19 protein-coding genes are annotated in these 22,779 nt (G+C 51.2%); 12 read left to right on the top strand and 7 right to left on the bottom strand.

Features of this window, described 5'->3' with window-relative positions; genetic code table 11:
* Nucleotides 1-6 precede the first annotated feature (6 nt).
* The gene (locus ACTS3T_RS23215) at nucleotides 7-1,767 is read right to left on the bottom strand and encodes a serine/threonine protein kinase (RefSeq protein ID WP_377965453.1); all 1,761 of its coding nucleotides are present in this window, start codon (nucleotides 1,765-1,767) and stop codon (nucleotides 7-9) included.
* A gap of 317 nt (nucleotides 1,768-2,084) precedes the next feature.
* Between ACTS3T_RS23215 and ACTS3T_RS23210 the strand changes: the two genes are divergently transcribed.
* Together ACTS3T_RS23210 and ACTS3T_RS23205 are read left to right on the top strand one after the other, a co-directional pair.
* Nucleotides 2,085-3,533 (top strand): polysaccharide biosynthesis/export family protein, encoded by a 1,449-nt coding sequence (locus tag ACTS3T_RS23210; RefSeq protein WP_377965451.1) that lies wholly within the window; start codon nucleotides 2,085-2,087, stop codon nucleotides 3,531-3,533.
* Nucleotides 3,534-3,699: 166 nt separating this feature from the next.
* On the top strand, nucleotides 3,700-5,970 hold the full coding sequence (locus ACTS3T_RS23205) for a GumC family protein (protein ID WP_377965449.1): 2,271 nt from the start codon (nucleotides 3,700-3,702) through the stop codon (nucleotides 5,968-5,970).
* Between the two features lie 47 nt (nucleotides 5,971-6,017).
* Here the strand turns inward: ACTS3T_RS23205 and ACTS3T_RS23200 are convergent, their stop codons facing one another.
* A complete protein-coding gene (locus ACTS3T_RS23200; protein WP_377965447.1) occupies nucleotides 6,018-7,121 on the bottom strand; it encodes an ATP-grasp domain-containing protein in 1,104 nt (367 codons plus the stop codon).
* Between the two features lie 141 nt (nucleotides 7,122-7,262).
* On the opposite strand from ACTS3T_RS23200, the gene fghA reads away from it, so the two are divergent.
* Complete coding sequence (gene fghA, locus ACTS3T_RS23195; RefSeq protein WP_377965445.1) at nucleotides 7,263-8,114, top strand: S-formylglutathione hydrolase; 852 nt, start codon at nucleotides 7,263-7,265, stop codon at nucleotides 8,112-8,114.
* Between the two features lie 62 nt (nucleotides 8,115-8,176).
* Here fghA and ACTS3T_RS23190 read toward each other — a convergent pair whose 3' ends face one another.
* A complete protein-coding gene (locus tag ACTS3T_RS23190) occupies nucleotides 8,177-10,138 on the bottom strand; it encodes a hypothetical protein (protein ID WP_462935811.1) in 1,962 nt (653 codons plus the stop codon).
* Between the two features lie 22 nt (nucleotides 10,139-10,160).
* Nucleotides 10,161-12,299: an S-layer homology domain-containing protein gene (locus ACTS3T_RS23185; protein WP_462935810.1), complete on the bottom strand. Its 2,139-nt coding sequence runs from the start codon at nucleotides 12,297-12,299 to the stop codon at nucleotides 10,161-10,163.
* A 199-nt stretch (nucleotides 12,300-12,498) separates the two neighbouring features.
* Here ACTS3T_RS23185 and ACTS3T_RS23180 point away from each other — a divergent pair, with 199 nt between their 5' ends.
* From ACTS3T_RS23180 to ACTS3T_RS23150, 7 genes are all read left to right on the top strand, one after another.
* Nucleotides 12,499-12,819, top strand: a complete 321-nt coding sequence (locus tag ACTS3T_RS23180) for a hypothetical protein (protein ID WP_377965439.1) — start codon at nucleotides 12,499-12,501, stop codon at nucleotides 12,817-12,819.
* A gap of 96 nt (nucleotides 12,820-12,915) precedes the next feature.
* The gene (locus tag ACTS3T_RS23175) at nucleotides 12,916-13,248 is read left to right on the top strand and encodes a YtxH domain-containing protein (protein WP_377965437.1); all 333 of its coding nucleotides are present in this window, start codon (nucleotides 12,916-12,918) and stop codon (nucleotides 13,246-13,248) included.
* A 12-nt stretch (nucleotides 13,249-13,260) separates the two neighbouring features.
* Nucleotides 13,261-13,836: a DUF948 domain-containing protein gene (locus ACTS3T_RS23170; protein ID WP_377965435.1), complete on the top strand. Its 576-nt coding sequence runs from the start codon at nucleotides 13,261-13,263 to the stop codon at nucleotides 13,834-13,836.
* Nucleotides 13,837-13,962: 126 nt separating this feature from the next.
* The gene (locus ACTS3T_RS23165) at nucleotides 13,963-14,784 is read left to right on the top strand and encodes a TPM domain-containing protein (RefSeq protein ID WP_377965433.1); all 822 of its coding nucleotides are present in this window, start codon (nucleotides 13,963-13,965) and stop codon (nucleotides 14,782-14,784) included.
* Nucleotides 14,785-15,057: 273 nt separating this feature from the next.
* Nucleotides 15,058-15,684 carry a precorrin-8X methylmutase gene (locus tag ACTS3T_RS23160; protein WP_377965431.1) on the top strand — a complete coding sequence of 209 codons (627 nt, stop codon included), beginning with the start codon at nucleotides 15,058-15,060 and terminating at the stop codon, nucleotides 15,682-15,684.
* A 319-nt stretch (nucleotides 15,685-16,003) separates the two neighbouring features.
* Entirely contained in the window at nucleotides 16,004-16,174 is a 171-nt protein-coding gene (locus ACTS3T_RS23155) for a hypothetical protein (RefSeq protein WP_377965429.1), read from the top strand.
* A gap of 97 nt (nucleotides 16,175-16,271) precedes the next feature.
* On the top strand, nucleotides 16,272-17,180 hold the full coding sequence (locus ACTS3T_RS23150) for a sulfotransferase family protein (protein ID WP_462935809.1): 909 nt from the start codon (nucleotides 16,272-16,274) through the stop codon (nucleotides 17,178-17,180).
* A gap of 123 nt (nucleotides 17,181-17,303) precedes the next feature.
* On the opposite strand, the gene ACTS3T_RS23145 is transcribed toward ACTS3T_RS23150, so the two are convergent.
* Nucleotides 17,304-18,146: an acyl-CoA desaturase gene (locus tag ACTS3T_RS23145; RefSeq protein ID WP_377965425.1), complete on the bottom strand. Its 843-nt coding sequence runs from the start codon at nucleotides 18,144-18,146 to the stop codon at nucleotides 17,304-17,306.
* A gap of 191 nt (nucleotides 18,147-18,337) precedes the next feature.
* Between ACTS3T_RS23145 and ACTS3T_RS23140 the strand changes: the two genes are divergently transcribed.
* Nucleotides 18,338-19,621: a TetR family transcriptional regulator gene (locus ACTS3T_RS23140; protein ID WP_377965423.1), complete on the top strand. Its 1,284-nt coding sequence runs from the start codon at nucleotides 18,338-18,340 to the stop codon at nucleotides 19,619-19,621.
* A gap of 100 nt (nucleotides 19,622-19,721) precedes the next feature.
* Entirely contained in the window at nucleotides 19,722-20,558 is an 837-nt protein-coding gene (locus ACTS3T_RS23135; RefSeq protein ID WP_377965421.1) for a metallophosphoesterase, read from the top strand.
* Nucleotides 20,559-20,575: 17 nt separating this feature from the next.
* On the opposite strand, the gene ACTS3T_RS23130 is transcribed toward ACTS3T_RS23135, so the two are convergent.
* Both ACTS3T_RS23130 and ACTS3T_RS23125 read right to left on the bottom strand, forming a co-directional pair.
* On the bottom strand, nucleotides 20,576-21,658 hold the full coding sequence (locus ACTS3T_RS23130) for a TIGR03032 family protein (protein ID WP_377965419.1): 1,083 nt from the start codon (nucleotides 21,656-21,658) through the stop codon (nucleotides 20,576-20,578).
* Nucleotides 21,659-21,775: 117 nt separating this feature from the next.
* The coding region (locus tag ACTS3T_RS23125) for a right-handed parallel beta-helix repeat-containing protein (protein ID WP_462935808.1) at nucleotides 21,776-22,779 on the bottom strand (1,004 nt) is incomplete at its 5' end.

The following is a 22,779-nucleotide window of genomic DNA, read 5'->3' as shown; positions in this document are numbered from 1 at the left end:
GTTGCCTTAAGGTCGAATTAGGTGTTGCTGCGATCGCTGCTGATTGGCTAAAACTCTGGCTCGACGCAGGGGTTGCTGAATTAAATGAGCCGCTAGCCCCAATCCCAGTAAGGCCAGCAAGGCTAGAACACTTGGTTGTAGCAGTCCGATTGTCAATCCTAAACTGGCGCTACAGCCGAGTAGGGTTGTCAACAGAACCACTCTAAGGGCAAAACCGGGGCTAAACAGCTTTTGCACCAGCGCTTCAACCGACATCCCCAAAGCCAGCCCGCTAATCCAGCCGCTGACTAAACCAGCCCCACATCCCAGCAAGATTTCAGAAAGACTGCCGCCAATTTCCCCCGCCATAAACCAGGCCGAGACAAACGTAACCGCCCCGACTAGCCCCCCCGCCAAAACACCCGCATGGGCGCTAATCGTAGATCCGGTAGCCGCCAGCGTCCAGCCAGCCACTTCCAAGCCAGCGGCGGTACCAGCGGCAGTACCAAAAGCAGCCAGGGCTAAATCACCGTCAAGCGCTACATTATTGAGCACAAACCAGTAAAGCCCGCGATACAAAAATAGAGAGAACAGAAACAGCAGGCTGAGGGTTTGCCAGTAAGGCTGCTGCTGGCGAGCCACAAGGGGAGCTGTTTTAACCTGCAAATCGACTGAATAGCTCTCTGGCAGGGCGTTGGTGGTGAGCCGTAAAGTGCGTTCGTAAAGGCGATCGCGCATCAATCGCCGCACATCTACCGTCACCTGACAGCGAACCTGGTTGCCACAAAAAACAGCAGGCTGAATGGTAATCCAGGAATGCTCGTCTAGCCCAGCCGGGTCGTGGGGATGGGGCACAATTTGCCAGCGACCTTCCAGCGTCGTATCAGGAATGGGGTTATCAATTTCTAGCGTATGGGTTAGTATCGGTGCGCTCCCCACCGCACTCAGCACCACCTTGGCGTGGCTTAAGCGAACTTTAGGCGCATAGATGGGGCAGTTGGGCACCGCTTGTAAAGCCTCAACCGCATTGGCATACCGATCCTTGAGGCGCGGCTCCACCATTCGCTCTAGCCAGCTCAGCCAGTGGGGATTAATTTTAGGGGTTAGATGCTTAAACTTAACCCGATAGCTAATATCGACTAGGTCGCCAATGTCATCGGGCTTGGTGCCTGTGAGCAAGCAAACCAGGGTCATTCCCAAACCGTAGAGATCGGAAGCTTCTGTCAAGGCGCGGTTAAATAACTGTTCTGGCGGCATAAAGCCCAGCGTTCCCTTCACGACGCTGCTGACACCCACTTCACCATCGCCAATGCGGGCAAAGCCAAAGTCAACCAGATAGACATTGAGCTGGTCGTCAACCAAAATGTTGTCGGGTTTGATGTCGCGGTGAATAATCGGCGGTATGCGCGACTGTAAATAAACCAGAATTTCTAAAACCGCGATCGCAATCTTTTGCACCTCAACAGGGCTAAAACTGCGGTTAGCCGTTAAAGAGATCGCTGGTTTGTATTCCTGCACCATGCAAAATCCGGCTTCTGTCTGAAAGCCATCTAAATAGCGAGGAATACCGACATGATTGAGCGATCGTAAAACCTCAATCTCGCGCTGATAGATATCGTAATCAGACCAAGTCGCTTGAGTTTTAGCAAACTGAAACTGCTTGATCACTACCTGCGTTTGGCGACGACAATCTTTCGCCAAATAGGTCACCCGTCCACCCGCTCGATTACAGCCAAGTTCTTGCTCAACTTGATAACCGTGATTGCTAAAGTCTGAACAATCCGTCATAGGCTTCCAAGTAAAGTTGGAGAAATGCACCGCCGCTCGTTCTAAGCTTTACATAAAGCTAGAAAAAGAATAGCTTGCTCCTAGATTCCACGCAGTAACTTTACAAACCCTTGATGATTAAAGTTCGAAACCAGCGTCACATTTTATCTAGGATTTATACACATCTACGTTGTAAGAAGTTTTCGCAAAACTGCTGTCGTCTGACCGTAGGGCTACCGAATGCGTCGGTAGGATTTGAAGGAGAAGTCTCAGTGCTTAGCCTTTAGCAGCCAGATAGACTCTTTCCCATTGTGTGAAGCCTTTGCGAGTTTATACGGATGACTGCGTCTAGCTTCCTCCCCCGCTCCCTGATTTCGTCGCTGACCAGTTTGACCTTGCTGGTTTCGTCAACCGCTTCCGTCTGGGCAGCTAATCCTGAACGGCCTTTTGCCGATCTAGCAACAACAGACGTTGCCCTTGTGCCTGAAGCTAGCTATCGGCTGGGCGCAGGCGATCGCATTCGAATAGATATCTTTCGCGTCCCCCAATACAGTGGCGAACACGATATTTTGATTGACGGCTCCGTGACGCTGCCCGTAGCTGGCAAGGTCAACTTTGCTGGGCTAACGCTCGACCAAGCCACGGAAGCGGTTAGATCAGCCTATGGCAACATCCTGCGGCAACCGCGCATAACGGTTGTTTTGTTGACCCCACGACCTTTACGCATTGGCGTCGCCGGAGAAGTCACCACCCCCGGCTCTTACACCGTTGAGCGCACAGGGGCACAATTTCCAACCATTACCAGCTTGCTCGAAACCGCTGGCGGCGTCACTCAGCTTGCCGACCTCCGCCAAATTCAAGTTTCCCGGCCTCGGCCTTCTGGGGGCAACGAAGTGATCACTGTCGATTTGTGGCAGCTCGTCCAAACGGGAGACTTAGGCTACGACATGACCCTGCGAGACGGCGATACCGTCTTTGTACCGACAACGGCTGCGCTTAATCTAGCTGAAGCCTTACAGCTTTCATCGGCTAGTTTTGCCGCCAACGAAAGCCGTCCGCTCAACATTGCCGTTGTCGGCGAAGTTTTTCGACCGGGGCCTTACACCGTCACAGGCACAGCCCGTACCGGGGAAGCGGGGGTACCGGGCGGCGGCGGCGGTACCTCCATTCCGCCCACGGTAACGCGGGCGATCCAGGTGGCCGGAGGCATTAAACCGTTAGCCGATGTCCGAGAAATTCAGGTACAGCGCCGCACCCGCACAGGCACTGAGCAAATAATTGCCGTCAACCTCTGGCAGCTCTTGCAACAGGGCGACTTAACCCAAGACATCGTTTTGCAAGAAGGCGATACCGTCATCGTGCCCACCGCAGACGCCGTTTCTTCCGAAGAAGCCGCCCAGTTAGCGTCGGCCAGTTTTTCGCCCGATACGGTAAAAGTCAACGTTGTCGGCGAAGTGGTCAACCCCGGTATCATCCAAATACCGCCCAATACACCTTTGAATCAGGGCTTGTTAGCTGCGGGTGGTTTTAACAACCGCGCCAGCCAGGGCGAAGTTGATCTGGTGCGGTTGAATCCTAATGGCACAGTAGAACGCCGCACAATCGATATTGATTTTGCAGAGGGTGCAGACTCAGACAGTAATCCGACCCTACGCAACAACGATGTTTTGATTGTCAGCCGCTCAACGGCTGCCAGCATTGGTGACACGCTCGATACGATCGCTCGGCCTATCAGTAGTGCTTTATCGCTCTTAACCCTACCTTTTACGCTATTGCGCTTGTTTTAAGGCGCACGGATTTGACATGACATAATCAGCTATCATCACGGTTCAAGCGCAGGTTGACGTCCGTCTGTCATTAGCCGCTGATGGCCTTTACCGCCAGTCAACATGAACTAACCACTTCCTTCAACTGTGAACTTTCTCGTAGGGTTTAGCCAAGGTAGACATTCCCATGAACGCTGACCACTCCCTCCAGCCCTCTCTGTCTCAGCCAGATCTACCCCTAATTAACCCCACCCCTAGCGGCGGCGATGAAGGCGGCTTAGATCTGACACAGGTGCTTGGAGCCATTCGGCGCAAGCTATTGCTAGTCGCGGGTGTGACAACAGTTGTCGCTTCTGCGGCTGTGCTTAAAGCCTTGACGGATACGCCTGTTTACGAAGCAAGCTTCGAGATCTTGACCAAACCCGTTACGCTAGAAACCCAAATTATTTCTGCTGCTAACCCCAACACCTTAAGTAACCAGGAAGATGTGGTCGCTGTTTCGGCGGATGAGGCCAAGCTGAAAATTTTGACCAGTCCACGGGTGATTGACTCAGTCGTCGAAGAGATTCAGGCTAACTATTCAGAAGATATTAGCTCTGGAGAAATTGTCGGCGGTTTGAGCGTCAAGCCCACCTCTCCTGATATTTTGCAAGTTGGCTATCAGCACCCCGACCCGGAAATCGTCAACATTGTGCTGACGACCGTGGCGCAGGCTTATTTAGACTTCAGTTTAGAAGAAAGACAAAGCGACATTTTACGCGGGATTGCCTTTCTCGATGAGCAGTTACCACAACTGCGATCGCGGGTTGACAGTCTGCAAGTTCAGCTAGAGAGCCTGCGGCAGTCTTACAACTTAATTGATCCAGAAGTTCAGGGGCAGCAACTCACGCAGCAGGTAGGCACCTTTGCCCAAGAGCAGCTCAACATTCGCGTTCAGTTAGAAGAAGCCCGCTTACTCTATGCCAATCTGCAACAAGAACTCAACCAGCAAGGAGAAACAGCCGCTTCTTCGCTGTTAAAACAAGAGACTCGCTACCAAAGTTTGCTCGATCAGTTGCTGGCTATCGATACAAAGCTAGCAGAAGAATCGATTCTCTTTTTAGACGGTAGCCCCGAAATTCAGTATTTGCAGGAACAACGACAAAACCTGCTGCCTTTGCTAGCCCAAGAAGGTGAACGGGTTGAACGCCAGGTTGCCAGCAACATCCGCGAACTCGAAAGTCGCGACCAGGCGTTGGGGCAGGCTATTGGCCAGCTCAATCAACGCATCAAAGAGCTATCTTCGGTAGCCAGACGCTACAGCGATATCCAGCGTGAACTGCAAATTGCCACCGACAACCTCAACCAGTTCTTATCTAAACGCGAAGCCTTACGCATTGACGTCGCTCAGCGCCAAACCCCCTGGGAACTTCTCACTCAACCGGGCAAACCGCGAGCTTCAGCCGCTAGCGTCAAGCGAAATCTCATGCTGGGCACTGTTTTAGGTTTGCTGCTAGGCATCGGCGCGGCGCTAGTTGTCGATCGCCTCAGCAGTATTATCTATACCCCCAAAGACCTCAAATCCATCAGCAAGCTGCCGCTTTTGGGCATCATTCCCTTCAACGAATATTTGGAAAAATACGGCCCCGCCGCCAGTGTAGCGACTCGCTTGCGGCAGGCAGGCTACATTTTTGACATCACCAACGATGAAGACGAACTACAAGCCCAAGCATCCACGCCGTTTGTAGAAGCCTTCCGCTCGCTCTATGCCAGCTTGCGGCTGCTCAACCCAGATCGGCCTCTGCGTTCGATTACCACCAGTTCCGCCACGCCGAATGCTGGTAAAACCACGGTAAGCATCCACTTAGGGCAGGCAGCGGCGGCAATGGGACAGCGGGTATTGCTTGTTGACGCTGACTTGCGTCGCCCCAGCCTCCACAAACAAATCGGCTTGCGAAACAACAAAGGGTTAACCGACTTAATCTCTTCTTCTGACTTAGAAATGGAAGATGTGATTCAGCAAGTGCCCCTCGACGAAAACCTCTATGTAGTGACGGCAGGTACGCTGCCGCCTGACCCGACCAAAGTGCTGTCTTCTCAAGGTATGCAGCGGTTTATGCGAGAGGTCGAGACAAAGTTTGACTTTGTCATTTATGACATGCCGCCACTGCTTGGCTTTGCTGATGCCTATCTCGTCGGCGCTCACACCAATGGTTTCTTGATGATTGTTGGCCTCGGTAAGGTGAAGCGCTTTGTGGTCGAACAAGCGGTGGAAGAACTAAGAGTTTCAGGCATTCCGGTGTTGGGCATGGTAGCCAATGGCGCTCAAGAAAGCTCAATTACAACCTACAGCTACTACCAGTACTACAACCAAAATGGTCAGGTGCAGCCTAAAAATCAAGAGGCTGCGGATAACCGCAATGGCCTGATCAGCTCAATTAAAGACCTCTCCATTGTGAAATCTTTGACTAAGCGCTAACGCACTAACAGCTATTGCTAATCCAATTTGTCATCCCGGCGATCGCTTCACAAGTGTTGGTTTAAATCATCAATGAGCTGTGCTTGCTGCTGAGGAGAACCCGCCAATAACACTGAAACTTGCCCCACTAAAATTGGCCCCCAATTGACTAAAATGGCACCCACATGGGTTTCAGGATTAAATTCTAGATCGCCTAGTTCAATCTCTTTGAGAGAGCGAAACCGCGTTTTGAAATTTTTGTGCATCCAGTGGGTGATACCCAATTTGCGGGCAATCCCAGTGGGATAAGAAGCGCCGTTAAAGCGAGGATTGCACTCGATCGCCAAAAACTCTGTCTGGTTATCGCCTTCCACCACCGCAACATCAAAGGCAAAAATACCTTTTATGCCTTTCTCGACCACCCATTCAGCCATCGGATCAACCGTCTCCCACGGCGTATAACGAGCCGGGTGACGATTCCCCTGATGGGTAAACCCATCCAAAATTTGCTCGGTAGCGGCTAAGCGTTCTGCCCCTTTAGGGGTTGCCTGATACTGCAAATTCAAAAAGCTAGGAGCGATCACCTCTGCTTGAATCTGTACGGGAATATCGTTGGCGATCGCGGCTAAAGCTGTCGCTAAAGCTGCTGCGTCTTCGCAACGGACAATGCCAACGCCATCTACCGAAATAGCGGGTTTGAGATAACAAGGGTAGGGCAGCGACGCACTAGGCTGAATTTCAGCTTTGCTAGAAAAGCAAAGCGTTTCAGGCACCTTCACCCCCAGTTCATGAGCCAACTGAATAAAATTATTTTTGGAATTCATGAACTTGACGGCTTCGGCCCAAGCAGGGTCTAATTTTTCAAACCAGGCTTGTCGCGCCTGATGAACTTGAACCGTATCGCCAAAGTAAAAGACGGAGCGAGCATACTCGTCATGCTTTTCAAGGTAGTCTAGCGAATCGTCCCAAATGACGGTTTCAGTGTGTTCTAGACCAATGCGGCGATAATGATCGCGAATACAGGGCCATTCCAACGCCAAATCCGGATGGAGTTGAATGATGTCTTCTGGCCCCGTCATTCCTAAAACCCGACCGCAGTAGAGATAATTACCCGTCACCTTGTCATGGGTGCAGGTCATAATGTTGTGGTTGTAAATTATTTTTGGAGACACTTTTAATAAACAGTAAAGCGCGCGTTCTGTTCTAAGTTTTGCGGAATCTAGGCGTTCAACTGTATTGATAGTTACTTTTTAAGCTCACTTTTAGAATTGTCGATCGCAAGTTTCCGTTGTCCTTCTTTAGCGCAGCCTTCTATGTCTCAAGCATTTGAACAAATTAGCGAACAGCTTTGTTTTGGGGGTACGGTCGGCATTTACCGCCATACGTCTAGTGCCTGCAACTGCGATATGCGCTTTGCTGCTTTTGTGCCGCCACAAGCAAAAACACAAGCCGTACCCGTGTTGTACTATCTTTCTGGCCTTACCTGTACTGAAGAAAACTTCATAACCAAAGCCGGAGCGCAGCGATATGCGGCGGAGCAAGGTTTGGTGCTGGTTGCGCCGGACACCAGCCCCCGAGGCGAAGCGGTACCAGATGAAGACACTTGGGATTTTGGTAAAGGGGCTGGGTTTTACCTCAATGCCACCCAGTCTCCCTGGCAAACAAACTACCGCATGTATAGCTATGTGGTTGAAGAATTGCCAGCGCTGATTGCCGCCAATTTTCCGGTTAGAGGCGATCGCGCTGGTATTTTGGGTCATTCCATGGGCGGTCATGGGGCGCTCATTTGCGGCCTAAAAAATCCCGAAAAGTTTCGATCTATTTCAGCCTTTGCCCCCATTGCGGCTCCGTCACGCTGCCCCTGGGGGCAAAAAGCCTTTACCCAATATCTGGGCGAAGATCAAAGCGCCTGGAAAGATTACGACGCCAGCGAACTGGTGTTGCACAAAGCCGATCCCAGCCGCCTAATCTTAATCGATCAAGGCACAGGCGATAATTTTTATCAGCAAGGTCAGCTTCTACCAGAAGCGTTTCAAATTGCCTGCGAACAAGCCGGACAACCGCTCAGTTTGCGGATGCAGGTGGGCTATGACCATAGCTATTACTTCATTGCCACGTTTATGGGCGATCACATCCAACACCATGCCCAAGCGCTATACGCCTGACGCTACCTCAGCGGGCTAACATTAAAGGCTAGATTGAACCTGTTTTTCTGGTTCAGCCCTGCTTAGGGTTGTGGCTCAGTGGTTTGCAGATGACGTAGGCGATCGCTCATTTGCTGCATTTGCTGGGTCACCGCTTGCAACGTGGTGGCAATTTCAGTGGCTAAGCGCTCTGCTTGGGGCAGGTCTTGCTGAGCCAAACTGGTTAGCTTTTCTAGCTGAGGCATTTGGTCGTGGTTTAACTGAGCTAGGGTTTTGGCGGCCTCTGCTACGCAGCCCGTGAGATCTTGCCAGTGGGGCTGGGGATAAGCCTGTAGCGATCGCCAGTTTGGTTGGGCTTGGGCTTCTAGTTCAGTTTGCGCCGCTGTCAGCGTTTGTTTAAGCTGGCTCAGCGTTTGCTGATTGGCCTGGTAGCGCTGGTGCCAGGTGTGGACAAGCGCCAGCGCTTGTTGACTGGCTTGGTTGAAAGCGGGAAGGCTGGATTTGACAGCGGCATCTTGTCCCTGCTCTAAAAAACGACGCATATCTACTAGAAGCTGCTTCACTCGCTGCTGTTTAGCCGCAAGCAGCGGCGGTTGCAACCCTTGTTCAAGGTAAGCGCAAATTTCAGCCTGCTGGCGTTCGTGTAGGGTCAGCGCTTGGTTGAGGGCTGCTAGCGTTTGGTAGACTTGCTCCGCTTGCTGACAAACTTCCAAAGCCGACAAAGGCAAGTCTTGGTTGAGGTAGCTAGTGGCTTGCTGAATTAACGAGTCGAGTGGCTGTAGAGCAACCGCTGGAGCAAGTTGCAGAGCTGGCGAAAGCTGGTCAGCTAGCGTTTGGCGGCTTTGCTGTAGCGTCGCTAGTTGCGTCGGCGCTTGCTGGGGTGCTTGCTGCAGCCGCGCTAAAATCTGCTGCACCTCAGCAATGTAGCCAACCACACCCACACAGTCGCTATGGGCAGGGTCAATTTGCTCAAGCTCAACTTTCACCAGCCAACGGGCAGTATCGGGCAGGTCAGGTTGCAGCAGGGCTTGCAAATCCGAGTTGCTTAGCTTAAACGTGCGATCGCGACTGCCCAGCAGCGTCAGGTAGATCCATTCCCAATGGCGCAGGGTGCGTTTCATCGCAGCCGTTGTTATGGCAAGGGGTTGTTTTAACGGCTGTTGTTGCAACGCTCGCTGCTGTTCTGCTTGAGCCGCTGCCAACGCCGCTGTCACCTGCTGAATCAAAGACGGATATCTTAACCCACCAGCGGCGACAAACTGCTGATATAGCGCTGTAGCCTCTGGCCAGTCACCCAGCAGCAGCCGATTGCAGGCCATCAGCAGGTTAGCCGTTGCCGTTTGCAGGCGCTGCAATCTCGCAGCTAAGCTTTGCTGGTGGCGATAATGCCGCCAAGCGATCGCCCCGACCATTAGACCGCCTAAGGTCAGCAGGCTTCCCCCCAGCAGCCATAAGATTTCAGACACAGGAGTTGCAGTAGATGGCATCGTTTGTTGCGGTAGATTTTGCACCGAGGAAGGCGGCACATCGGCAAAGAGCTGATAGGTTTGCTCTAGCCCAGTGACCAGCGCAGCTGTGGGTTGAGTCGGCAACTGCTGGCTCATGGCTTGTTTGACAGCTTCTAGCCGCGCCGGATCGTCGATGGGGGTACGGCTGAGCTGATCGCCATAGGTAATGACAATGTTATTGGTTAGCTCAGGTGCTAGCGTCAGGCTCAAGGCGATCGCATTAGGCTCAAAGCGATCGGGCGGCAGCGTTCTCAATCCGGCTGCGGCCTCAACCTGCCTGACTTGGTGCCGCCAGAGGCCAGGGTTGGCGGGGCGCGTATCGGTAAAATAAACCAAAACCTGTAGCCCCGCTCGAAACCAGGGACGAGCCGCTACACAAATTGCGCCGCGATCGATGGCTTGAGTGGTTTCTAGCCGAATTTGAGCATAGGGACAGGTAGAAGCCATAAGCGGCGATCGCGCAGCCCTAATTGCAGGGGCTAGCCAGCCAAATCCTAGCGCGATCGCCAACCCCATCGTCAGTAGTGGATAGCTCAAACGCATAAAACTAAGCGACTGATCACGGCGTCACAATGAAGGGAGAAGCAATTGGCGTTAGCCGCTGTAGCGCTACCAGGGTTTGATAGACCGTCGCAGAAACTTCTGCCCGCGTAGCAATACCGTTAGGATTAAGCTGTTTCAAGTCAGGATAATTAACCACCATCCCTAGCTCAGTAGCCTGAGCCACCGCGGCCTGCGCGTACGCCGGAATGGCGGGTGCATCTTGGTAAAAGTTGAGCCGATTTAAATCCGCTGCGCCCCGACTCAAAAGGTCTAGACCGCTCACCAGCGAAGACCAAAGCTGCACGCGCAAAATGTTTTGCTCTGGCCCAAAGGTTTGATCAGGAAACCCAGACAGAAAGCCACCGCGATAAGCTTGCTCAATAGCGCTAGCAGCCCAGCTATCGGGTGCTACATCCGTAAACGAAGTCGCTGCTCGCCGGGGGGTAATTTCAAAAGCCTTAACTAAAAGAGCCGCATATTGCGCCCGTGTCATGGGGCGATTGGGTCGAAAGCTGCCATCGGCAAACCCGTTAATCAAATCTTGATTGGCCAAAGCTCGAATGAACTCGGCCGCCCAGTGGGTCTCTGTGTCGCTAAACAAGGGCAGTTCGGTGTTGGGGCGAACAATATAGGCTGACTCAATCGCCGGCGTCTGAGCTTGCAGCACCAAACCTTGATAAACCAACGCCGCCACCTCAGCCCGACTAATTGCCATAAGTGGCTGTAGCACCAGCGGATCGGGATAGTTGACCACTAAACGCTGCTGGGTGGCAGCCGCCAGCGCATCTACCGCATAGCTGGGAATTTGTGCCCGATCGCGGTAAATAATCAACTGATTGCTATTGGCTTGCCCCAGTTTCAAACCATTAGCAATCGCCACGATCGCCTGAATGCGTGTGAGCGGCTGATTGGGTCGAAAAGTACCGTCTGGAAAACCGCTGATAAATCCCTGGGCTTGGGCTTGATAAATCGCCGTTCGCGCCCAAAAATCAGTCGGCACATCGCTAAAGCGGCTCGCAGCCCGATTAGCTTCGATCGCAAAACTAGCAGTAACCAGCGCGGCAAACTCGGCTCGCGTTACCTGCTGATTGGGGCGAAAAGTACCGTCTGGAAAACCTCGAATCAGCGATCGCTGCGCCAATCGATCGACAAACTCGACCGCCCAGTGCCCCAACATATCAGCAAAGCGACTAGAACCAATAGGGCTAGGTGTTTCGATAGCAGGCGTTTCTACTTCGCCCGGTTCACCCATTGGTGGCACATTACCCAGCAAAATGGGCGGCACCGCGATCGCTGCTGGTATTTGACTGGCCGCCAGCGACACATTGCCCTGGATCCGAGACAAACTTAACTGATTGCCCGCTAAAACCAGCGGCGATCGCCCTTCATAGCGCAAATCGGCCACACCGCTCAGGCGCACAATGTTATTACCCAAATCCTGCGGCTGCCCCAAATCGGGTTGAGCCTGATCCAACACGGCGATACCGTACTCCTGGCTATGATCAATTTGGTTAGAGCGCAGCACTGGCCTCGCCAGACGAGACACGACAATACCGCTGCGGTTGTCCATAAAGCGATTTTCCGCCACCAGCGGCGCAGCTTCGTCACTAATGGCTAGCCCATAGCTGGTGTTGCGAAACAAATTGCGGCGCACTTCCCCTTTGCTATTGCGCAAAATAGACAGGCCGCTGGCTCCGTTTTCCACAAACAGATTATCGAGAATCAGGGGTTGACCGTTGCCCGTGACCAAAATACCATCTCGCCGACAGCGCACGAGCTGACAGCGGGTAATCAGCGGCCCCGTCGATTCAATCCACAAGCCCGTTCCTCGCTCTGCCGGATTGGTAATGCTCACGCCGCGTACCTGCGCTTCTGACTCAAGCTGTAGCGTAATGTTTTGCTGCCGAAAAGTCGGGCTATCAAAAGGCCCGCCCCCTTCAATCACCACCCGGACGCCTTGAGTCGTTTCGTCCCCTAGCAGCGTCACCTGCCGGGAAATCACCAGGGGAAACAGCTCACCTGTCTCGCGGCTATAGCGGCCTTCAGCTAGCTTAATCACACTTCCTGCGGCTACCTGCTGCAAGGCCCAGGTCAGGGTCTTAAAGGGCTGAGTAAAACTGCCGTTGGCGCGATCGCTGCCCTGCGTCGAATTCACATAAACAATTGCCGCACTCACCCACTTTTCCCCACGCAAAGTCTACAGAGCGATCAACCTCGATCTAGATAGTGGCTACTATCAAGCCATAATTTTTCAAGTCTGAACACTTTTTCTCTAGAATCTTTAACAAAGCCTATCAGCTTGGAGAATCTGATTCAGGCCAGTAAGGTGGAGGCAGGCTTACCCGGAGGCAGATGTGCTGACTTTTGTGATTGGCTTCAATCTAATAACGGCGCTGTTTTGCCTGTTGATGACCTGGCGGCTTTGGCAGCTACAGCGAGGCTGTGCTGAAATGAGCCAGCAGCTTCAGGTTTGGACGGTTGATCTAGAACAAACCCTGGCAGTTTCTCCCTTAGCGCTCCATCAAGGACGGCTAGGGCTGCTACAGCTACGGTTAAAATATCGGCAACTGCGATCGCGGCTGCATCAGGTGCAGCAAATTCTGCGGTACACAAGCTGGCTTTACCAGCTTTGGTGGCGCTATCGCCCCGCCGTTCGGTTGACGGATCAGCGCTGAGTCGAGGCATAAGCGTCTCAACACGGCACAATTAGAGTATTGTTATTTGGCAGGCTACCAAGCGGCCACTCCTTTGCCGAGATAGGAGATTCACCCATGTCAAACAAAGCAGGCGCGTTTTTCGGGGGAGTTGTGATTGGCACTGCGATTGGCGCAGTTGCTGGTCTTTTAGCGGCCCCGCGCCCAGGCAAAGAAACCCGACAGCTTCTGAAAAAATCGGCTGATGCCCTGCCAGAACTGGCAGAAGACTTATCAACCAGCCTGCAATTGCAAGCCGATCGCCTTTCTGAAACCGCTCTACGCAATTGGGAAGGAACCTTGATGCGGCTGCGAGAAGCGATCGCCGCTGGCCAAGCCGCCAGCCGAGATGAGTTAGAAGAGCTGCGCCAAGAGGCTCCGGTAGCCCATAACTCAACTTCTCAGAGTTAAAAGGCGGCATTTGTGGCGGATCCTTTACTCTGGCTGGGCCTATCTATTTTGCTGTTGGCGATGAGTCTCACCGCCATGATGTTAATGGCATTGCCAGCCCTGCGAGAACTGGCCAAAGCAGCCCGCAGTGCAGAACGGCTGTTTGAAACCCTCAATCAGGAACTCCCCCCCACCTTAGAAGCCCTGCGGCTAACCGGGGCTGAGATTGCTGAACTCACAGACGGCATGAGTGATGGCATTTACCGAGCCAATCACATGGTCAAGCAGGTTGATCAAAGCCTCTATCAGGCTCATCACCAAGCCAAACAAGCAGAGCACCTGACTCGCAGTTTTTGGGTTGGTTGCAAAGCGGCCTGGAAAACGTTTACCCGCTCACCCCAACGAAAACGGTCGCGGCGTCAGGCAGCTCGGCAGGCTCAGGCCAGACAAAAACTCACCCGCGATCGCTACGCTCACCCATCTGCCACCCTTCAAGCAAAAGCAGCCACCCGCGATCGCCCTAACGCTGATTCCACCTCAACTGCTCCACCCGCTTCACCCCGATCTGAAGCAGCAGAAACGCCGCGTCAGCCGCCTGAGTCAGATTGACTGCACTAGCCCTGGCTCCTTAATATTAGAATTAAGTAAATAAGTGTTAACAATTTGCTTAACCGCTAAGGTAGTCTACAAATCAACGCTTTTCAATAAACCGCTATTTACGCTTGCAATCAATTCATGGGCAATCACTTAAAAGACTTTTTTCACCGTCGGTTTTTCGTTCTGCTGCTGGCTGGTGTCGTGGCGCTTTCTACCTGGGCGGTTGCGCCAACTGCCGGGGCTTATAACAATCCAGACTTGTTACCGGAAGAAGCAACATTAGTCATCGACCTGGCTAAGTCACTCACAGACGCTCAGGAAGATTATCTCAACGACCACCTAGCGCAGTTTGAAGCCGAAACGGGGTGGAAACTGAGAGTGTTAACCCAGTACGATCGCACACCCGGACGAGCGGTTAAAGACTTTTGGGGATTAGACGATAAAAGCGTTATGCTGGTGGCCGATCCGCGCGGCGGCAATTTGCTCAACTTCAGCGTAGGCGACGATGTCTATCAACTGCTGACCCGCACCTTTTGGATTGAGCTACAAACGCGCTACGGCAACCAGTTTTTTGTACGAGACAACGGCGAAGACAATTCTATTCTGCAAGCCTTATCTTCAATTGAAACGTGCCTGCGCCAGGGCGGTTGCGCCGTGGTACCGGGTTTACCTCGCGAACAGTGGATTTTGACCCTAATCACCTCAATTGTAGGGGGCGTTATCTGTGGTTTTGCCGCCCACCCGCGCAAGCAAGGTCAGCTAATTGCTTGGCAGTGGATGCTAATTTTTTCACCGCTGTGGGGAATTTTGTTCATCGCCTTTGGGTTAGGGCCAGTGGTTTCTCGAACCAGCGATTTACTCCCCATTGTGCGTAACGTAGCTGGCTTTTTGATTGGGTTGTTGGTAGCGTATCTAACGCCCACCTTCAATCAATCAACCCCTTCAGAAACCCGAAGTTGAGTCAAACCCGCTAGCCCTGTTGCAAACAGCCAACGGGTGATGCTCAATGGTCTTGTAAGCAGGGCTGTCCCTTTTGTTTGAGGCTGAGTTAGCTAGAACAAAAGGGACTTGTCATCTGGGTCAGCAATGGGATTGTGATTAAGCAGAGTCCTGAATACGCTAAGCTATGATTGCTTCAGACAATCCTGCGACTTAACGTTCAGCAGCTAAGTCAGGCAGGGATATCTGAGCGATCGCTGCTTTAGCATATGCATTTGAGTTTGTAGGTTTCACATGGAATGGCACGTTACCGATGCCCAAAGCTTAAGAGTCATCGATCGCGAAATTGGCGAACATAGCTTTTCTCCTTCAGAGTATGAAATTGTTCGTCGCGTGATCTATGCTACGGCTGACTTTGAGTATAAGTTTTTAATTCAATTTTCTGAGCAGGCACTCCAGTCAGGGGCGGCGGCCTTAGCCGCTAGAACGACGCTGATTGTTGATGTGCCAATGGTTCAAGTGGGTATTAGCGCTACCATTCAAAAAACCTTTGCCAACCCGGTTTATTGCAGCATGGATGCGCTAACCCGACCGCAAAAAAACAGAACTAAAACGGCTTGGGGAATCGAAACACTGGCTAAACGCTACCCTGAAGGCATTTTTGTCATTGGTGAATCTCAAACTGCGCTAGAAACGCTGGTAGATCTGATTGAAGCTGAAGAAGTACGACCCGCCTTAATAGTGGCGACCCCGGCTGGTTTTTTAGACGTGGATGTGTTGAAAGCCCGCTTGCAAGACTGCTTTGTCCCCCATATTCGCATTGAAGGCCGTAAAGGAAACGCAGTCGTCGCCACAGCCATTGTCACTGGCTTAGTTGATTTAGCCTGGAATGCTTACGGCCAGGAAGCCGCGCATAAATAAGCTGAACCGCGCCAAGAATTTGCTTAGCGATCGCAACTGACCTTTAGCCATGACGCTCTACTCATCTCGCAACAACCAAACCGTGTACCTGATTGTTGCTTGTGGGCTTAAAGGGGGCTGAAAAAACGTTTGTAGGCAAAACCTTAGCCAAGCATCTAAATATCAAATGCTTGCAGATTGAATCCATCTTTCGAGAAATTCTCCAGCGCTGTCCAGATCTGGAAGGTATTCCTTTCGAGGGTTGCTTATCCCCATCAAAGCACCACTGGCCACCTGTATAGAAGGCGCTAGATCTAGAGATACCCCCTCTCATATTCCTATGGCCAGCGATCGCTTAAGCGAAATTAACAAACGAGCTTTGCAGGTCGAACTGCCTTGGAATTTAGAAATCGACAATGCTACCTTAGTTTCAGAAAGCACCATCGGGCAATTGTTCAAAAGGCTGTTGAGCCATCACGGTCATATAGCCTCCTGGGATAGCAGTTGGTAAACCTTACCGCTAAACCGTCTGTACCCAGGCAAGTTGAGTCCATCTGAACCTGGTAATCTTCCACCCCAGTCGCTCCCAGCCAGAGAGCGTAACTTTTATGCCAAAGCCCAGCTTTTTTATTGTAGGCGCTCCTAAGTGTGGCACCACGGCTCTCTGCAAATACCTCAACCGCCACCCTGATATTTTCATTCCTCAGCTTAAGGAACTTCACTATTTCGACACCGACTTAAAAACTAAAAGTAAAGCCCATTCACGCTCTGAATATTTAGCCTTGTTCGCCGATGGGGCAGGCAAAATATGCGGCGAAGGCACCCCCACCTATCTTTATTCAAAAACAGCTGCCGAAGAAATTTATCGCTTTGAACCGAAAGCCAAAATTATTATCATGCTCCGCGAACCGATATCAATGATGTATGCCCTTCATAGCCAGCATTTGTTTAATGGTTCGAGTGAGACAGTACCAGACTTTGAAAAAGCCTTAATGCTAGAGCCAGAACGCAAAATAGGAAAACATATTCCCGATCGCTGTGTAGAACCTAAAATCCTTTTTTATCGAGAGATTGCTAGCTTTACAGCGCAGGTGAAAAGATATCTCGACATCTTTGGCAAAGCCCAGGTCAAAATTATTTTATTCGACGAGTTCACGCAGGCTACTGAGAAAATTTGTCAGGAAACTTTTTTGTTTTTGGGGGTTAACCCTACCTTTGAAACCGATTTCTCTCCCATCAATGCCAACAAAAAAGTTCGTAGTTACTTTTTGCAAAAGTTACTGAAATACCCGCCTGCTGAAGTCCTAGCCGTTGGCAAATATTTGGTTCCTTTACCTCAATCCTGGCGGCGAAAGCTACTAGAAACCACCAAAGCCGCTCTCAAGCGTTTAAACACCGAGCAAAAACCTCGTCCGCCTTTAGCTACCAGCTTAAAAAAACGGTTATCTGAAGAATTTGTACTAGAAGTACAGCAGCTAGCCAACCTGATAGGACGCGACTTAAATCATTGGCTGTAATAGGAGCTGGCTTGATGGCAATAGGCGTTTGCTGCTGCAAACGCCTACCTTAAGCAATTGAATGCTAGAAACCAAATTCTAGATCGAACTGTAAATGGTTAAAAAATCTATCTAAACCCTTTCTTAGACCCTCGGTGGCATCACAACCTTTTTCGCCAACCCTGCCGACTGCAGCGCCTTGATCACCCACCAAGTTGAGTCAACTTCCCACCACTTCCAGCCAGCTTTGGCTACGTTAGGATAAGCGTGGTGGTTGTTGTGCCAGCCTTCGCCATAGGTTAGCAAAGCAGCCCACCAGAGGTTACGAGAGTTATCTTCAACTTCAAAACTCCGGTAGCCTTTCATATGCGTGGCCGAGTTAATCAACCAAGTAGAATGCCAAAGAACAACCGAGCGGACAACTAAACCGTACAGCACAAACGACCAGCCACCAAGGGCGTAGAGCAAAATTCCTAGGGGTACTTGTAAGAGCAAATAATAGCGATCGAGGAACTGATAATAGCGATCGCGAGCCAGATCAGGCGCAAATCGCTGATATTGCTGGCGATCGAAGACTTGCGGCTGCACGTAGAACAGCCAAAGCATGTGGCTCCACCAAAAGCCCCGCCGAGCCGAGTAAGGGTCTTTGTCAATATCTTCTGTGTGGAGGTGGTGCTGACGATGTCCGGCAACCCAGAAAATAGGCCCCCCTTGCAGCGCTAAGGCACCGATAGTGGCAATTACATATTCTAAAAATTTAGGTACTTGAAAGCTGCGGTGCGTGAGCAAACGGTGATAGCCCAAACAAATGCCAATACTGCCAAAGAGCCAGTGAAGAAAGAGGGTAATGCCTAACGCTGACCAGGAAAAAAACCAAGGAGCCAGTAGAGCTAACGCATGAATGATGGCAAAGAAGAAAATAGTTGGCCAGTTAAGGGGCAGGGGGCGGCTACCCACCGGAGCCGCTTGTAGTGCGGTCGATTTCATAAAAATTCCTCATTATTGGTCAAGCCCTTTCTACGCGGTTTTTGGATGATCTAAGGCAGAAGTAGATAGGCTAGGGAAAACTCAATCAGGGACAGGACAGGTCGGAACCCTTGGCCTTAGATGCAAGTAACACTTGCAATTAGAGCTTAACAGCATTACCCTTAAAAGTGCAAGCGCTACTTGCATTATTTATGACTTCTCAGCGTAACTCAGCTCGTCAACGACTTATTCAAGCAGCCCTACAGCTCTTTGCTGCTCAGGGAATTACCGAAACCACTACCCGCCAAATTGCCGATATAGCAGGCGTCAATGAAGTGACCCTTTTTCGCCATTTTGGCAGCAAGCATGGCTTGCTTTTAGCCGTCCTTGAAGATGCCAAAGTGTTTGAGCAACTTCAACAAACCCTCAATCAGCAAGTGAATCAGGCGGGTAGCATTTCCCAAGCTTTGAAAAGCTATGCCGAAGACTGCTTAGAGTCTTTGGCTCAGATTCCAGAATTTGTTCGATCGCTAGTGGGCGAAGCCGGACAGTATCCTTTAGAAAATCGCCAAGCACTCGGCTATGGTTTGCGGCAGGCAAATCGATACACCCAGCAATATTTGGCGACGGTGCTGAAGCAAGAGCAGTTGCAAAGTCAGATTGAGTTAGAAAAGCTGGCTAGCTTGCTCAACGCGCTGTTGTTTGGCTATGCGGTTTTGGAGTTTACCAGTGAGTTTCACGAGTTTTGGCGCGATCGCGAAGAGTTCGTCGAAAATTTAGGGACGCTTTTTCTGCAGGGCGCTTTTTCCCCTACCGTAGCGCGTCCTGAAACACCTTCCCTCAGTCTGGAGTCGGTTCCGGCGGCGCGGGCAAGTGTGTCTTTAGAAGTAGCCGATCTGTCTGCTACGCTGGTGCGAGCAGTTTTACAACGAGCCAAAAAAAGCAGCGCTCAAGACTATGCACTCGTCTATGTGCTGTTTGGGGCTGGTTTAAGCCCAGAAGAAATTATTGGCTTGCAGCGATCGCACCATATTAGCAACAGCCATCAACACCTGCTACAGGTAACGACCGGAGCCGTACGGCAGGTACCGATCAACCGCTGGATTATGGGACATCGCTACGGATCCTACAGCCGCAATCCGTTAACCCAGTGGCTTAAAAGTCGCAAAGGGGAACAGTCAGCCCTGTTTATCGATGAAGCTGGCCAACCGTTGTCGGTTGAGGCTATCTACCAGCGCTGGCAAACCCTCACTGCTGATTTGTTTACCCTGGCCGGAACGTCACCCCAGATAGAACAAGCCCAGCAAACCTGGTGTGTGGAAATGCTGATGAAGGGCATGACGCTGGAAAACTTAAGTATCCTCACAGGTTGGGATCTAGCCGCGCTGCAACCCTATGCCCGTCGGGCTAAGGAAAAAATAGCCTTAGAGCAAGCGATCGCAATTGACCAAAAATCAGGCAGCAGTAAAAGTAGCGACAGTGCCTCTGCCTCTTGAGCCGCTCTGATTAAGCTTTGGCAAAGCCAGGAAACCTGCGCCCCCCGTCTGCCATAGCGGTTTGCTACGCTGAGAATGCTCTCAAACTGCTGAAAATACGATGCATCGGTTGCTGACGGGGCCATTGACCACTGAAAGACTTTCAATTTCGATTCAAGATTTGACGCCTTCGCTCGATGGGTTGACCCTGGTGCAGCTTTCTGACTTTCACTACGACGGTCAGCGGTTGTCAGATGCTTTGCTACAGCAAGCGATCGCCCAGGCAAATACGCTTCAGCCCGATCTGGTTTTGCTAACAGGCGACTTTGTTACCTACGATCCGCAGCCTGCCTATGCCCTGGCACAACAGCTCAAGCATTTACGCAGTACTTATGGAACCTACGCTGTTTTAGGCAATCACGACCTCTACCGCTGTAACGCCCGCCAGGTGGTGACGGCGGCCTTAACCCAAGCGGGTATTTCTGTGCTTTGGAACCAAATTGCTTATCCCGTAGGGCCAGATTTGCCCTTGGTGGGTCTGGCCGATTTTTGGTCTAAAGCGTTTGACCCTCAGCCCCTACTCGACTCACTGGCACCCACAACGCCGCGTTTGGTTTTATCTCACAATCCTGACAGCGCCGAAATTCTCCAGACATGGCGGGTCGATTTACAGTTGTCTGGTCATACCCACGGGGGGCAGATTGTGTTGCCCGGTTGGGGGCCAGCCCCAGCAGTTATACGGCGATTTCGCCATGCTGTGCCGGGGTGGCTGCGAGAACAAATTCCTTACATGAGCGATCGCTGTGCCAAAGTCGTCAAACATTGGGAATGGGCAATGGGACTAAGCCAGCTGGGTGACAATCAGCTTTACGTCAATCGCGGTCTGGGAACGTATTTGCCAGGTAGGCTTTTTTGCCCCCCGGAGCTAACGCGGATCACCTTGCGATCGCCCCGTTAGCTTCATTAGCTCTATGTTTACAACCCATTCGCCCTTTCTTCAAAGGTGAGCAAGCGGCTGATTTCGTCACTTTGAAAGCCCAAAGACATAGGACGCTTTACCCCCGGCAAAACCTGTACATCATACAGCTCAGAAATTTGGCCTTCAAGCCGTAGCCAATGGGCGATCGCCCCTGTATTCAAGTCAATAATCATCAAACCGCAGCGTGATTCTACGTCTTTTTCGCGCAGCAGTTCATCTAACATCAGCCCAGAGAGTGCCCCATCGCCCGATCGCACCTTAGACAGCCCCACAATGGCAAAATGCTGCCAAAAAGCGAGTCCGCGCAGGTAGCCAGGGCAAAACGTCACGGGTTCAAACTGACCAGACGCCAAATCCACATAGCCAAACTCACCTGTCCCCGAATTCAGCAACCACAGCTTGCCCTGATAAAACCGGGGTGAATGAGGCATAGATAAATCGGTTGCCACAATCTCATTGGTGGCTAAATCAATCACGCAACCGCTAGTGCGACGTTTATCCCGCCAGCTATCGACTAAATCAACCGGACTGACCACCGTGACATACCCCGGTCGCCCTGCCACCATTGCCAACCCGTTTAAGTGACAGCGATCTTCGTTCACCAGCTTAGAAATAAACGGCGGCATCCACAAAGGGGCACAGCTATGTTTTTGGCTAACGGTCGCCAGACAGTTGAGCAACGTGCAAACCATCAAAATGCGCCCCGTTTCATCCAGCGTGACATCGTGAATATCAAGGTCGCCAGTGGTATAGCCCAAGCGAGGAACGTAGCACTTGTCACAGTCGCGGTATTGCTGCCCCGGTTTGAGCACATTGTCGAGTTGCCAAAGCTGAAACTTAGTACTGAGGTAAAGCCGCTCAGTATCGGGGGTGGCATACAGTCCCATGGCTCGGCCAAACAACCGCACACTGGCCGACAGTTTATTCTGCTGATTCATACCGAGCAGCAGCAGCAGTTGGCTTTGGTAAGTGGTGAAGGCGAGGCTCAACCCTTCATCGTGCATCCAGCTAGGAAATTGGCGAGAGGCAGAAATGCCGAGGTTTAAGGAGTTGGCAGTTGGAGAAGTCGCCTGAGTCATTGAATCCAGCTAGGTAAAATGAGCAGAGCAAAATAGGCTCCTCAAAGTTTAAAAATACGCCATGCAGGGACAGAACGTTCACTTGCTGTCCCTGCTGTAGCCCTAAGGTCAGCTTGGTTACGGACAAGAGGGCACGTTGGTAAAGTCCCCGCTAGCCGCTGGGTCGGCGGGTGAAAAGGTACCCGTATTGTTGGTTGTGAGATTAGCTAAATTAACAATCTCAAACTGGGCAGGCGTAGCATCGTTGTTCAATACAAATCCTGTCCCTGTATTGACCGAAATATTATCAGAGAGCGTCAAACAAATTTCAGCGCTGTCCTCTAAGTAGAGATAAACACCCGCTCCATTGTTGTTTTGAAGGGTGTTACGCTCTATCGTCAAATTAACGGTCGCGTTATCGGCGATAGTGTCGATCGCGATCGCATCGTCATTATTATTTTCAATGACGTTATCGCTGATAGTAATATCTACAACGGCATCATCATAAATGCCTTCAATGTAAAAAGCAGAGTTGCCATTGTTGCTGATGGTGTTGCCCGTCAAGCTGATAGTGACGTTGGCATCATCGCCAATCCCTTCCTCAATCAAAACTCCATATTCACCATTACCATTAATGGTGTTGTCACTAACCGTCAAATTGACAACGGCATCATCATAAATGCCATCAAAGTAAATGCCATTGTCACTGTTGTTGCTAATACTGTTTCCAGTAATGGCTATATTGACTTCAGCATAGTCATAGATGCTTTGGAAGCGAATACCATCCTCATCGTTGTTGTCGATAGTATTATCGCTAATGGTGACATCTACAACCGCGTAGTCATAGATATCACCAAAGTAGATACCACTTTCGCCATTGTCACTGATGCTGTTGTCTGAAATAACAATAGTGGCTTCGGCGTAATCTTCAAAATCATTGAATTCAATACCGTTAGAAGCATTATTGTTGAGGCTATTACGAGCAATCGTAATATTTACCTGAGCGTAGTCATAGATATCATCAAAGCTGATACCATCTTCACCATTGCTATTAATGGCATTATCGCTAATCGTGACATCAACCACGGCTTCCTCATAAAAGCCGCCAAAATAAATGCCGTAATCATCGTTGCCCGTGATAG

The organism is Almyronema sp. (assembly GCF_052168255.1).
Lineage (GTDB): Bacteria > Cyanobacteriota > Cyanobacteriia > Phormidesmidales > Phormidesmidaceae > Sphaerothrix > Sphaerothrix epifaneia.
The sequence above is the reverse complement of the archived record's forward strand: the minus strand, read 5'-3'. Positions and strand labels throughout refer to the sequence as shown.